The sequence below is a fragment of the Corynebacterium aurimucosum ATCC 700975 genome, from assembly GCF_000022905.1.
Classification (GTDB): domain Bacteria; phylum Actinomycetota; class Actinomycetes; order Mycobacteriales; family Mycobacteriaceae; genus Corynebacterium; species Corynebacterium aurimucosum_F.
In genome coordinates this window covers 1,343,117-1,356,499 of record NC_012590.1, presented here as the reverse complement: position 1 = coordinate 1,356,499, position 13,383 = coordinate 1,343,117, and the positions used below count along the sequence as shown (strand labels likewise).

Here is a 13,383-nt window from a genome sequence, read left to right as displayed (position 1 = left end):
AGTGGCAAGGCCCAATCAGCATTTATCTGGGTTTACAGGTTGTAGTGCCCTTTGGAAAACCTGGTTCCTGTTCGGCGAGTTTCACATATGCATGAAGTTCGATGTGACTAGATTGGCGTCATGAGCACATCAGACACATCGAAATCTCCATTAATCCTCGCAATTACCGCATGTCCGACCGGAATCGCCCACACCTACATGGCGGCCGAGAACCTGGAGGCTGCTGCCGCTGAACTTGGTTATCGCATCAAGATTGAGACACACGGCTCTATTGGCGTCGAAGGCACTTTTAGCTCTCAGGACATCGAAGAAGCCGATGCCATCGTGATTGGCGCCGACACCGTCATTGCAAAGGACCGCTTCCGTGGAAAGCGCCTAGCAGCGACTGGTGTCGATGAAGCTATTAAGCATCCAAAGGAACTCCTCACTCGCGCTCTGTCAGCAGCGAAGTGGGAAGAAAAGACTTCGAGCGAATCGACCCCAGGAAATCAGCGCGAAGAAACTTCCGGCAGTGCCTCTGGGATTCGTGCTGTGGGAGAGACCCTCTACAAAGCGCTGATGAATGGTGTCTCCCACATGATTCCGTTCGTGGTCACCGGTGGTCTCCTCATCGCGGTAGCACTCTCAATCGGAGGAACACCCACGCCCGAAGGCCTGGCTATCCCCGAAGACTCCTTCTGGAACACCCTGAATGAGCTTGGCGGTCTGGCCTTTTCTCTCATGGTGCCGATTCTTTCCGGCTATATCGCGGTCGGCATTGCGGACCGTCCTGGTTTGGCACCAGGACTCATCACCGGCCTCATCGCCACGACCGGCTCCCTATACGGCTCTGAGGCCGGTGCCGGGTTCTTGGGCGGAATCGTGACAGGCGTTCTGTCCGGCTACGTAGCCCTCGGAATCAAGAAGATTCCCGTCAATAGGTACATCGCCCCGATTTGGCCGATCATCGTTATCCCGATCTTCACCACGCTCATTGTGGGGCTCATCTTTATCTACCTCGTCGGTGCGCCAGTAGCCGGTGCCTTTGAAGCCATGACTGAGTACCTCGCCGAGATGGAAGGTTCCTCTGTCATTGTCCTCGGTCTCGTTATTGGCGCGATGATCGCTTTCGACATGGGCGGCCCTTTCAACAAAACTGCCTTCCTGTTCGGCGGTGGCATGATTGCAGCCGGCAATGCGGCTCCGATGGGCATGGCGGCTACCGCTATCGCTGTACCTCCCCTTGCCGTGGGCGTTGCCACTCTATTCCGCCGTTCTTGGTTCAATAAAGCCGAGAAGGACGCCGGTATCGCCGCGTTTTTCATGGGGTTCTTTGGCATCACTGAAGGCGCTATCCCTCTTGCGGCTGCACGCCCGCTGCAAGTCATTCCGGCAAACGTCATCGGCGGTGCGGTAGCCGGTGCCCTGGCAGGTGCATTTGGAGTCGCGGACCATGTCATGCATGGTGGCCCCATCGTTGCGGTGCTCGGGGCGGTCGACAACGTCGTGGGCTTCTTCATCGCACTTCTTATTGGTGTCGTTGTCTGTGCTTCCGTCATGCTTCTGTTGATTGGACTTACCCACAATAGAAAAGCCCGTAGTAAGGATGAGAGCTCGGGTGAACAGGGTGCAGCGGGCATAGCTAAGGAGGATGCGTCACAATCAACCATCCAGGAAGAACCTCTGCTTTCTGTCGACACGGTGAGCCTTGACCAAGACCTTGGCACCAATCGCAAGGAAACCATCGAGTCGCTGGTTCAGCTTGTCTCTCCTCGCCTTTCTGATCCTTTCGTGGTTATCACTACGGCCCTAGAGCGGGAAGCGAAGCACTCGACCGGCGTGGGGCATGGAGTGGCTATCCCGCATGCTCGTTCCGCGGGAGTGACAGTGCCGACTTTGGCCTTTGCTCGTCTTTCCGAGGGGATTACGTGGGCAGAGGGCGAGGAGCCAACGACGTTGGTCTTCCTCATTGCTGTGCCTGAGGACGCCGGCAAGCAGCACCTCAAGCTGCTCTCCAAGCTGGCGCGGGCGATCATGAAGGATGACTTCCGTACTCGCCTTCAATCCGCTACATCCAAGCAGGACGCGGTGGACATCATCTCCTCGGCCCTGGATCCGGCGACCTCACCCGCCTCGTCATAGCGGTGCGTTCTCAAGCTCTTAGAGCTACTTAAAACACCGCACATTATGGAAAAAGAAACCGCCAGCCCGAGTGCGCAAGGTCATGTTTGGAAGACCTTAAGCGCCTCGGACTGACGGTAATGGGGGGCTTACAGCCGAAGCTAGACCGCGAAGCCGAGGGCCTGGAGCATCTCGCGGCCCTCCTCAGTAATCATGTTCGGGCCCCACGGCGGCATCCAGACCCAGTTGAGCTGGACTGCCTCGGCGAGCTTGTTGCCCACGATGACATCCTCGATCTGCTCGCCAATGACATCGGTGAGCGGGCAGGCCGGAGAGGTCAGCGTCATGTTGATGACGCAGGTGTTCTTGCCGTCAATATCGTCGAGCCAGACGTCATAGACCAAGCCTAGGTCAACGATGTTGATTCCGAGCTCCGGGTCGATGACATCACGAAGGTACTCGGTGATATCGAAGGTCTTCGCGATCTGCTCTTCGGTCTGTTCAGGCTTGACAGCAGCGCCATCGAAGGAGGCATTCTGGTCCTGGTAAGGATCGGTGCTGCCACCGGTGGTCTCAGTGTTATCAGCCATCTACTTCTCCAATTCGTTCAACGCTTCCACGGTAGCGGCTTGAAAAGCCTTCCAACCGAGGAGAGCGCACTTAACACGGGCAGGGAACTTGGCCACGCCGGCAAAGGCGACGCCATCCCCAATGATCTCGTCGTCTCCCTCAACTTCGCCGCGGGAAGTCACCATCCGATCAAACTCCTCGAGCTTGGCGTTGGCCTCCTCCAGCGGAATGCCCACGATTTCTTCCGCCATGACGGAGGTTGAGGCCTGCGAGATGGAGCAGCCCTCGGCGTCGTAGGACACGTCCTCTACAGTGGTGCCATCAGCGGAAAGCTTGACGCGGAGAGTGATTTCGTCACCGCAGGAAGGGTTGACGTGGTGAACCTCTGCTTGGCCTTCACGGAGGCCAGAGAACTTCGGGTTCTTATAGTGATCCAGGATGACGTCCTGGTACATGGAATCGAGGTTCATTCGCTCACTCCAAAGAAGGTGCGGGCAGCCCGCACCGCCTCTATGAGGGCGTCGACCTCGTCCTCAGTGTTGTACAGGTAAAAGCTAGCGCGTGCGGTCGAATTAGCCTGGCACGCGCGGTGCAGCGGCCACGCACAGTGGTGGCCGGTGCGGATGGACACGCCATGAGAATCAAGAACCTGGCCTAGGTCATGCGGATGGATCCCATCCACAATGAAGGAGACCGCTCCCCCGCGATCCTCGGTGTTTTCAGGCCCGATGATACGCACGCCGGGGATCTCAGCAAGCTTCTCCAAGGCCAATGCAGTGAGATTTTGCTCATGAGCGTGGATGGCATCCATGCCTACCTCGCTCAAGAACTTCACTGCTGCGCCTAGGCCCACAACCTGGCTGGTCATTTGGGTTCCGGCCTCGAAGCGGGTGGGTGGCTCGGCAAACGTTGAGCCCTCCATCTTGACTACTTCGATCATGGAACCGCCAGTGAGGAAAGGCGGCAGCTGCGCCAGCAACTCTTGCTTGCCGTAGAGCACGCCCACGCCGGTCGGCCCGCACATCTTGTGCCCAGAGAACGCGGCAAAATCCACATCTAGTTCGTGGAAATCCACGGGCATGTGCGGCACCGACTGGCAGGCGTCGAGGACGACCATGGCGCCCACGGCACGAGCACGACGCACCAACTCCGCGACGGGCGCTACGGCCCCGGTCACGTTGGATTGGTGGGTAAAAGCCACGACCTTGACAGAGTCATCGAGCTCGAGCGAATCGAGATCAATGCGGCCGTCCTCAGTCATGGAGTACCACTTCAACGTCGCGCCAGTGCGCTGGCACAGCTCTTGCCACGGCACCAAGTTCGCGTGGTGCTCCAATTCGGTGACCACGACGGTATCGCCCTCACCGACGAACAGCTCGCCGGCGCGCTCATCACTGAGCACGTAGGCAACTTCGTTCAACGCCTCCGTGGCGTTCTTGGTGAAGGAAATCTCATCGCGGTCGGCACCCACGAAAGCGGCGATGGCCTGACGAGCGGACTCATAGGCGTCATCGGCCTCCTCCGCCAGCTGATAAGAGCCCCGGTGCACCGGTGCGTTGGTGCCGAGCACGAACTCCTCCTCGGCCTTCCATACCGGCAGGGGACGTTGCGAGGTCGCTCCCGAATCCAGGTACACCAGTGGTTTACCGTCGCGCACGGTGCGCGAGAGGATAGGGAATTGTTCCCGAATCGCATTAACGTCTAGTTCAGGCATAGGTCCTTGTGCTCGGTTCTTTTTCTCTAGCGTGTCGTGGTGGTGTCTGTCGTGGTATCGCCGGGGGTCGGCGCTACTGCCTACTTGAGGAACTGCTCGTAGCCGTCCGCCTCAAGCTGGTCAGCCAGCTCAGCGCCGCCGGTCTTGATGATCTGTCCGTCGGCAAAGACGTGGACAAAGTCCGGGATGACGTAGTTGAGGATGCGCTTGTAGTGGGTAATAAGGAGGATGCCGCCCTTGGTCTCCTCCTGGTAGCTGTTGATGCCATCGGAGACCACGCGCAGGGCGTCGACGTCCAGACCGGAGTCGGTCTCATCCATGATGGCGAACTTCGGCTTAAGGATATCCAGCTGCATGACCTCGTGGCGCTTCTTCTCACCACCAGAGAAGCCCTCGTTCACGGAGCGATGTGCAAAGGACTTATCGATGGAGAGTTTCTCACGAGCCTCCGTGAGCTCCTTGTTCCACTCGCGCAGCTTCGGTGCCTCGCCACGGATAGCGGTCACGGCGGAACGCATGAACTGCGACATCTTCACGCCCGGCACCTCAGTCGGGTACTGCATAGCCAGGAAGAGGCCAGCGCGGGCGCGCTCATCGACTTCCATCTCGAGGATGTTCTCGCCGTCGAGAAGCACCTCGCCCTCGGTCACCTCATACTTAGGGTGGCCAGCGATAACGTAGGACAGAGTGGACTTGCCGGAGCCGTTGGGGCCCATGACAGCGTGGGTCTCACCGGAATTGATGGTGAGGTTCACACCCTTGAGGATCGGCGTGGGCTCACCGTCCTCCTCGTGTGGGAGCACCTGCGCGTGGAGATTCTTGATTTCCAGGGTAGACATTGAGTTGGTACCTGCTTTCGGAAAGTTTTAAGCGTTGATCTTGGCGAGCTCGTCGACGACGCGGGATTCCAGATCCTCGCGCAGGGACTCGACCGGGATGCGGGAAATGACTTCAGAGAAGAAGCCGCGGATGATGAGGCGGCGTGCCTCGGCGGCAGGGATACCGCGGGACATGAGGTAGAACAGCTCGAGGTCGTCGAAGCGGCCCACCGTTGCGGCGTGGCCAGCACCGACGATCTCACCGGTCTGGATCTCCAGGTTCGGGATGGCGTCAGCACGCGCACCCTCGGTGAGAATCAGGTTGTTGTTCGTCTCGTAGGTATCCGTGTTGTTCGCGTTCTTGCGGATGAGCACGTCACCGACCCAGCAGGTGCGGGCCTCCGGGGTGCGGGAGCTGGAGCCAGCCTCGGCCTTCTGTGCTGCCGTTGCGCCCTGCAGAGCGCCCTTGTAGAAGACACGAGAACGGCAGTTCGGAACGTCGTGGTCCACCAGCAGGCGGTTCTCAAAGTACTGGCCGGCATCAGCAAAGTAGACGCCGAGCAGTTCGGCATCGCCGCCGGGAGCATCGAAAACCACGCGCGGAGCGAGGCGCACAATTTCGCCGCCAAAGATGGCGGTGTTGTGGCGCAGTACGGCGTCCCGGCCCACCTTTGCAATCTGGTGGGACAGGTGCACTGCATCGTTTTCCCAGTCGGCGTCAACGACGACGGTGACCTGGGAGCCGTCGCCCAGCACGAACTCCACGTTGTCTGCGTGAGTGCCGGAACCGACGTACTTGAGCACGATGGTGGCCTCAGCGTGGTGCCCTACATGGATCGAGGTCGCACCAAAGGAAGTTACGCCCTCGCCGGCACCGGTGATGGTAATCTCCACCGGCTTCTCCAACTGTGCTTCCGCGTCGACCGTAACGACCTGTGCCTCTGGCATGGAGGACCATGCCTGTGCAGCAACGCGGTCAGCAGGTGCGCCAGCGGTGCCCAAGCGCTCGTCGTCAGGCGCAACCGTTTCGGAGGTCACGCCTTCCGGAGCCACGACGTTGATCTTCTGCGCCGTAGCCGGCGCGAACTCGCCGTTATGCAGCCCACGCAGGTTGCGCAGCGCAATGAAGCGCCAGACTTCGTCGCGGCCGTGCGGGACCGGGAAATCCTCCACGTTGAATGAGGTGAACTGGTCACCCTTGGTGACGTCAGCAGGATTAAATTCGTTGGAAGCTACCACTTAGCCCACCGATCCTTCCATCTGCAGCTCGATAAGACGGTTGAGCTCCAGCGCATATTCCATGGGGAGCTCCTTAGCAATCGGCTCGACGAAGCCGCGCACAATCATCGCCATGGCCTCTTCCTCAGCAATACCTCGCGACATGAGGTAGAACAGCTGCTCCTCAGAGACCTGGGAAACCGTCGCCTCATGGCCCAAGGTGACGTGATCATTGCGAATGTCGTTGTACGGATAGGTATCCGAACGCGAGTTGTTATCCACCAGGAGGGCGTCACACTCGACGTTGGCGGTGGAGTTAGTAGCGTTCGCGTTGACCTGCACCAATCCACGGTAAGCCGCGCGGCCGCCGTTGCGGGCCACGGACTTGGACACGATATTGGAGGAGGTATTCGGCGCCATGTGGACCATCTTGGAACCGGTGTCCTGTACCTGGTTGTCAGCGGCAAAAGCCAAGGAGAGAACTTCGCCCTTGGCGTGCTCGCCGGTCAGCCAGCAGGACGGGTACTTCATGGTCACCTTGGAGCCGATGTTGCCATCGACCCATTCCATGGTGCCGCCCTCTTCGACCTTGGCGCGCTGGGTCACCAGGTTGTAAACGTTGGTGGACCAGTTCTGAATGGTGGTGTAGCGGCAGCGGCCACCCTTCTTCACGATGATCTCAATAACACCGGTGTGTAGCGAATCCGAGTTATAGATCGGCGCGGTGCAGCCCTCGATGTAGTGAACGTAGGCGCCCTCCTCCACGATGATGAGGGTGCGCTCGAACTGGCCCATGTTCTCGGTGTTAATACGGAAGTAGGCCTGCAGCGGAATATCCACGTGGACGCCCTTCGGAACGTACACGAAGGAACCACCGGACCAGCAGGCGTTGTTCAGCGCGGAGAACTTGTTATCGCCGGCGGGGATAACGGTGCCGAAGTACTCCTGGAGGATCTCCGGGTACTCGCGCACAGCGGTATCGGTGTCGACGAAGATCACGCCCTGGGCCTCGAGGTCCTCACGGATCTTGTGGTAAACCACCTCGGACTCATACTGCGCGGCAACACCAGAGACCAGACGCTTCTTTTCGGCGTCCGGAATACCCAGCTTGTCGTAGGTCTCCTTAATATCATCCGGCAGGTCATCCCAGGTCTGGGCCTGCTTCTCGGTGGAGCGGACAAAGTACTTAATGTTGTCGAAGTCGATTCCGGAGAGATCCGGGCCCCACGTCGGAACTGGCTTCTTGTTGAATACACGCAGCGCCTTGAGGCGGGACTCGAGCATCCATTCCGGCTCGTTCTTCTTCTTCGAGATATCGCGGACGACATCCTCGCTCAAACCGCGGTGTGCTGCCTGGCCGGCTTCGTCGGAATCACGCCAGCCGTACTCATAGCCACCGATGGAGGAGATGATCTCGTCATCGCTCATCTTGGTCTCAAGCCCGGGTGCTGGTTGTGCCTGTGTCAAAGCCCGCTCCTTTCTAGTTCGATTAGTTCTCCTCCCGTTCCGCCGCGGAAGGCGGGACGGGAGTTAAGGGGATATTCGTGGTGCAGATTCCATGGCCATCCGCGATGGAGGCCAAGGGCTGCACATGTTTGCCTAATAGTGCGGAGAATACTTCTTGTTCAGCTTCACACAACTCCGGGTGCTCGGCGGCCACGTGGGCGACCGGGCAATGGTGCTGGCAAATCTGTACTCCGTTGCCCACCGATGTCACGGTGGCCGCATAGCCGTGCGCATCAAGCACTTCAGCCAAGCGGCGTGCTACCTCCGGGACAGACTCTTCATCCTCTACCAAAGGTGTCACGTCTTCCACGAGACGCTCGAAGCGGGCCTTAGCGAAGTGGCGAACCGCCTCCGGACCACCCGCTTCGCGCAAAGCAGTGAGCGCTTCCGCCGCCAACTGGTCATAGGCGTGCCCGAATTGAGCGCGGCCCTGATCAGTGAGACGGAAATGTTTGGCGGGGCGACCACGGCCTGCTGTCTGCCCGGGACGGGCTGACGGGCGGCGGTGCACCACCTCGGTGAGTCCTTCCTCCACCAGAATGTCTAAGTGCCGACGGATGCCGGCCGCAGAGAGACCGAGACGTTCACCCAAATACGACGCCGTTACTGGGCCGTCCTTGAGAAGCAACAGCATGACGTGTCTGCGGGTATCGCCCTCTGTAGAGCGAGTTTCCCTTGGCAACTCCTTCGTCACGGTGTACACCTCCTTGAATGAAACACTCTCTCTTTAGACAACACTAGTGTTCCTTAATTCATTCCCGATTTCCACTCTTTCATTCGTGTCGCGGGCTCCTAGTCACTTCTCACCACCGAGCGACTAAGGTAAACAGGCATGAATATGGAGCGCGGCTACACCCAATCGGGGCGATTGCACCGAGTCATCTGGGGCGTGCGCGATGAACTCCCCCGCATGGGAGTACCGGGATCCCGCTCCGCGCTCCTCCACCAGGATTTTCCCGGCTCCACCGAAGTCGCGGATCACGCAGCGCTTGGCGACGTTCACCGCCGCACCATTACCCAACTGCGCACGCTTTTTAGCCTGAGATGGCTCGGAACCATTGGAGCGTTACTTATTGCGCTCGGCGGCCTGGGTGCCGGTGCCCTGCCCGTCGTGGGGAATCCTTATGAGTCATTGCCTTTTGGCTCGCTCATGACGCGCATGCTGCAATCAGCATCCGCCCTTGTCTTCATTGGTGTCGGATTCATGGTGACGGCCTGGGTATGCATGGCCCCGTTGGTGGGGGCGCCGCTGCGCCTGCGTAAGAACTCGGCGAGCGCAAGTACAGGCTCGACACCTACCGAAGATCCGCGGTTTAGCCACTCCCCGCGAGTAGTCACCCAAAGTCAGATGTGGCGAACGTGGTTGGGGTGGGTTCTACCCTTGCTCGTCACCGCGCCGCTATTTACCCAAGACATCTACTCTTATCTCGCCAACGGCTCCATCGTGCTTCAAGGGCTCGATCCCTATTCCGCGGGCCCCGTGCAACTTTTGGGCGCGGATAATGACCTTGCCCGGTCCGTCCCCTTCATTTGGGCAAACTCCCCTTCGCCCTATGGCCCCGTGGCCTTAGGCTTGGCAGCTGTCGTAAGCTGGCTGACTAACGATTCCATCATCTGGGGTGTGGTGCTGCACCGCGTGTTTTCTCTTTTCGGCATCATCGCTGCCGGCTGGGCCATTGCACGGCTTGCTACCCGGTGCCGCGTATCCCCCGAAGCGGCGCTGTGGCTGGGCATCCTTAACCCCTTGACCATCCTCCACCTCGTCGGCGGAATCCACAATGAATCCTTCATGCTGGGGTTGGCTCTCGTCGGCGTAGAGCTGGGCCTGCGAGCGGTTAATGATGAGCACGACGCCCGCTGGCGCGTATGGGCTTTGTTTCTGGCCTCGGGTGTCCTTATTTCCTGCGCGGGCATGGTCAAGGTGACCGGCTTCATTGGCCTAGGCTTTGTTGGCATGGCGGCGGCGCGCAGGCGCGTCGACAAGCACGGCATCCCACCAGTGCGGGCGGTGCTTGGCGCTGGCGTGACCCAATTGCTGGTGCTCGCAGCGTCCATCGCCGCTGTCACTGTCATCACGGGGATCGACATAGGCTGGATTTTTGGTCAGGGCGGCGCAGCAACGATCCGTTCTTGGCTGTCCGCGACTACCTCCGTGGGTGTCGGCGCCGGCTCCCTGGGGATGCTGCTGGGTTTGGGTGATCACACCGAGGCCATCCTCAGCGTCACACGTACCGTGGGCGTCATTATCGCCGGGGGTTTCATGATCCGCATGCTGTTTGCCACCTACCGCGGCGCAATCCATCCAGTGGGTGGTCTGGGAGTATCCACCTTTGTGCTCGTGGTGTTTTTCCCCGTTGTCCAGCCCTGGTACATCCTGTGGGCCGTGTTGCCGCTCGCCGCGTGGGCCAACCGCCGTTTTTTCCGCATGGCAGTTATGATCTATTCCGGATTGATGAGCTTCATCGTCCTGCCCCGCGGACTCGGGCTTCCTCCCGGGACGGTATTCGTCATCTACCTTGCTGCCTTGGTGACCTTCCTCGCGCTCGCCGCTGCGGGGTGGGTTGCATTGCGCCGCTCAGGCGTCCGTGTCCTAGACTAAGGCTCCGTGACTACATCAGCTCTTGTATTAGATAACGTCATTAAGACCTATGGCGACGTCAACGCAGTTAACGGGCTGAGTTTCCGCGCCAATTATGGCGAGATCCTGTGTTTGCTGGGGCCTAACGGTGCAGGAAAGACAACCACCATCGAGATGTGTGAAGGCTTCAAAAAGCCCACTTCCGGCCACATTGAAGTCTTAGGCCTTGACCCCGCACGCAACCCTGATGCAGTGCGCTCCCGCATCGGCATCATGCTCCAGGGCGGGGGCTCCTACTCCGGTATAAAGGTCAAGGAGATGCTCGAACTCAGCGCCTCCTATAACGAAAATCCTTTGGACCCGGAGTGGCTTCTGGATACCCTCGGGCTGCGCGGACTGGCGAAGAATAGCTACCGACGTTTGTCCGGTGGGCAACAACAACGTCTCTCTCTCGCCTTGGCCATCATTGGGCGTCCGGAGCTGGTCTTCCTCGATGAGCCCACCGCGGGCATGGACGCCCAATCACGTCTTGCCGTCTGGGACCTTATCCGCTCTTTGCGGGCCGACGGCGTCACCGTCATCTTGACTACTCATCTCATGGACGAGGCGGAAGCGCTCAGCGACCATGTCGTCATCATCGATCACGGTCGGCTCGTCGCCAGCGGCACCGCAGCTTCCCTAACGGAGGCGACCGACATCCCGCAGCTGAACTTTGATACCGCAACCCCGGTGGACCTGGAGGCCTTGCGCGAGGAAGGGATCTCCGCCGAGGCCATTCGGCCCTTGCACTACCGGCTTACCTCTACAGTCAGTCCAGCCGTTATCGCTGATCTCGCCACGGGTTTGGCCGCGCAAAACGTTGTCCTCCGCAACCTGCATACGTCGCACCGCAACCTCGAAGAAGTCTTCTTGGACCTCACCGGCCGCGAGATGCGCAGTTAGAAGCGCTGCTGCTTTCCACCACGATTCTTTCATCACGTTTTTTGATCAAGGAGACGCTCCATGAGCACCTACGCACCCGGCACTTTTAGCCCGCACCCGCAGCGCGTCGGCGTGGCGACCATGGCGCGTGCCCAAGGGGCTATCGAATCCAAGCTGATGCTGCGGCACGGCGAGCAACAGTTGCTGAGCATCATTATTCCACTCGCTATTCTGATCGGCGCTGCGAAGCTGAAGGATACTACCGGGCATGGTGTGGATGAGGTTTTCCCGATGGTGCTCGCCGTGGCCGCTACCTCGTCTGGTTTTACCGGCCAGGCTATTTCTCTAGCCTTCGATCGGCGCTACGGTGCTCTGAAACGCACCGGCGCTTCGGGTGTTCCTGCCTGGGCCATTGTGGTGGGAAAGATTCTCGGTGTGCTCTCCATGGTGGTGCTCCAGGTGCTCGTGCTCGGCACCGTCGCAGCTATCCTCGGTTTGCGAGTTTCTGTTGTGGGCGCTGCCATCGGCGTGCTCACCTTGGTGTTAGGAGTGGCCACGTTTACGGCCCTGGGCCTGCTGCTGGGCGGAACCTTCAGCTCTGAAGTGGTACTGGCGGTAGCCAACCTAATTTGGTTTCTCCTCCTCGGTGCCGTCGGATGGGCAATGTTTTCCCAGGGCCTCGGCGATAACGGGGTCCTCACCCTCGTGCCTACGGTGGCCATGGCTGCCGGACTGGATACCGCCCTGAACGGGTCCTTCCCCGGCATTGAGCTCCTTGTCCTCGTGGGGTGGGCAGCGGTGGCGTCGTTTGCCGCGGTGCGTTGGTTCCGCTTCGAGGGCTAAAAGTGATTCTTCTCCCTTGCACAGTGTGACCCACCCGTCGATATTGGTTCCGGGGCGGGGCCGAACGGTAGGCTGAATAGCCGTGAGTACCGCCAATATTTCCTCTCCTCAACGTTCTACCACGCCCGCTGCGCCGTCCACCGGCCCCTCGGTGAAGACGCAGCGCATCGTCGCGCTCATCCTCCTGCTCTGCCAGGGCGGCATTACAGTGTCGGGCTCCATCGTGCGCGTAACCGGCTCCGGCCTTGGTTGCGTCACCTGGCCCAACTGCCACCCTGGTTCCTTGGTGCCCATCCAGGGCGCGGCTCCCATGCTCCACCAGGCCATTGAGTTTGGTAACCGCCTGCTGACCTTTGTTGTGGCGGCGGCGGCCATCGCCAGCATCGTGGTCGTTCACAAGGCGCAGCGCCGCAAGGAGCTCAAGGTCTATGCCTGGGCAGGGCTCGCAGGTGTTTTCGTGCAGGCACTCATCGGCGCGCTGTCTGTGGTGCTGAAGCTTTCCTGGTGGAGTGTGGCAATACACTTCCTTCCGTCTATGGTCCTGGTGTGGATCGCGGCCATGCTGTTCTCCCGCATTAACGAGCCCGATGACGGCACTCCTACTCGCCTCTTCCCCGCCGCAGTGCGCACCCTCGCGGTGGTGGCCACCATAGCCCTGTCCATCGTTTTGCTGACCGGCACCTTTGTGACTGGCTCGGGTACTCACTCCGGTGATGCCGGCGTTGGTATGGAGGGCCGCCTCGGCGTGGACACCTATGGCATGGCCATCATTCACGCGGTCTGCATGTACGTCTACTTAGCGCTGACACTCATCGTGGTCTTCCTCCTGCACCGTAATGGTGCTCCCAAGGTGGCTAAGAAGGCCGGCTGGGTGCTCATTGCCTGCATCGTCATCCAATGGGCAATTGGCGTCACCCAGTTCTATCTCCACATCCCGCGCTGGACCGTTCCTTTCCACGTGGGCATGTCCTCAGTGGTCACGGCCTTCACCGCCCTGCTGTGGGCGCATGGCTTGCGCCGCGTCGAGAACGAGGATGGCTCTACTGCCAACACTGCCCAGAACGGTGACGAGAACGTCCCCGCCGCCCAAGGCTAAGCAGAGTCAGCGGGCCAGC

The 13,383-nt window shown here is 59.9% G+C and carries 12 protein-coding genes; 5 read left to right on the top strand and 7 right to left on the bottom strand.

Going from position 1 to position 13,383, the window contains the following annotated elements; genetic code table 11:
* Nucleotides 1–120 precede the first annotated feature (120 nt).
* Complete coding sequence (locus CAURI_RS06380) at nt 121–2,121, top strand: fructose-specific PTS transporter subunit EIIC (RefSeq protein WP_012715027.1); 2,001 nt, start codon at nt 121–123, stop codon at nt 2,119–2,121.
* Nucleotides 2,122–2,261: 140 nt separating this feature from the next.
* Here CAURI_RS06380 and CAURI_RS06375 read toward each other — a convergent pair whose 3' ends face one another.
* The 7 genes from CAURI_RS06375 to CAURI_RS06345 form a co-directional block, all read right to left on the bottom strand.
* Nucleotides 2,262–2,690, bottom strand: a complete 429-nt coding sequence (locus CAURI_RS06375; protein ID WP_010186729.1) for a metal-sulfur cluster assembly factor — start codon at nt 2,688–2,690, stop codon at nt 2,262–2,264.
* Nucleotides 2,691–3,140: a Fe-S cluster assembly sulfur transfer protein SufU gene (gene sufU, locus CAURI_RS06370; RefSeq protein WP_010186732.1), complete on the bottom strand. Its 450-nt coding sequence runs from the start codon at nt 3,138–3,140 to the stop codon at nt 2,691–2,693.
* Nucleotides 3,137–4,384, bottom strand: coding sequence for a cysteine desulfurase (locus CAURI_RS06365; protein WP_010186733.1), 1,248 nt, complete (start codon nt 4,382–4,384; stop codon nt 3,137–3,139). The genes sufU and CAURI_RS06365 overlap by 4 nt, the downstream gene beginning before the upstream one ends.
* Before the next feature lie 80 nt (nt 4,385–4,464).
* Nucleotides 4,465–5,223 (bottom strand): Fe-S cluster assembly ATPase SufC, encoded by a 759-nt coding sequence (gene sufC, locus CAURI_RS06360; protein WP_010186734.1) that lies wholly within the window; start codon nt 5,221–5,223, stop codon nt 4,465–4,467.
* Nucleotides 5,224–5,250: 27 nt separating this feature from the next.
* Entirely contained in the window at nt 5,251–6,441 is a 1,191-nt protein-coding gene (gene sufD, locus CAURI_RS06355) for a Fe-S cluster assembly protein SufD (protein WP_010186736.1), read from the bottom strand.
* Entirely contained in the window at nt 6,442–7,848 is a 1,407-nt protein-coding gene (gene sufB, locus CAURI_RS06350) for a Fe-S cluster assembly protein SufB (RefSeq protein WP_100067407.1), read from the bottom strand.
* Between the two features lie 61 nt (nt 7,849–7,909).
* The gene (locus CAURI_RS06345; protein WP_010186739.1) at nt 7,910–8,620 is read right to left on the bottom strand and encodes a helix-turn-helix transcriptional regulator; all 711 of its coding nucleotides are present in this window, start codon (nt 8,618–8,620) and stop codon (nt 7,910–7,912) included.
* A gap of 138 nt (nt 8,621–8,758) precedes the next feature.
* Between CAURI_RS06345 and mptB the strand changes: the two genes are divergently transcribed.
* From mptB to CAURI_RS06325, 4 genes are all read left to right on the top strand, one after another.
* Nucleotides 8,759–10,525, top strand: coding sequence for a polyprenol phosphomannose-dependent alpha 1,6 mannosyltransferase MptB (gene mptB / locus CAURI_RS06340; RefSeq protein WP_010186741.1), 1,767 nt, complete (start codon nt 8,759–8,761; stop codon nt 10,523–10,525).
* Nucleotides 10,526–10,531: 6 nt separating this feature from the next.
* Nucleotides 10,532–11,446 carry an ABC transporter ATP-binding protein gene (locus tag CAURI_RS06335; RefSeq protein ID WP_010186743.1) on the top strand — a complete coding sequence of 305 codons (915 nt, stop codon included), beginning with the start codon at nt 10,532–10,534 and terminating at the stop codon, nt 11,444–11,446.
* A 60-nt stretch (nt 11,447–11,506) separates the two neighbouring features.
* Nucleotides 11,507–12,268, top strand: coding sequence for an ABC transporter permease (locus CAURI_RS06330; RefSeq protein WP_010186745.1), 762 nt, complete (start codon nt 11,507–11,509; stop codon nt 12,266–12,268).
* Between the two features lie 82 nt (nt 12,269–12,350).
* Nucleotides 12,351–13,364, top strand: a complete 1,014-nt coding sequence (locus tag CAURI_RS06325; protein WP_010186748.1) for a COX15/CtaA family protein — start codon at nt 12,351–12,353, stop codon at nt 13,362–13,364.
* The last annotated feature ends 19 nt before the right edge of the window (nt 13,365–13,383 follow it).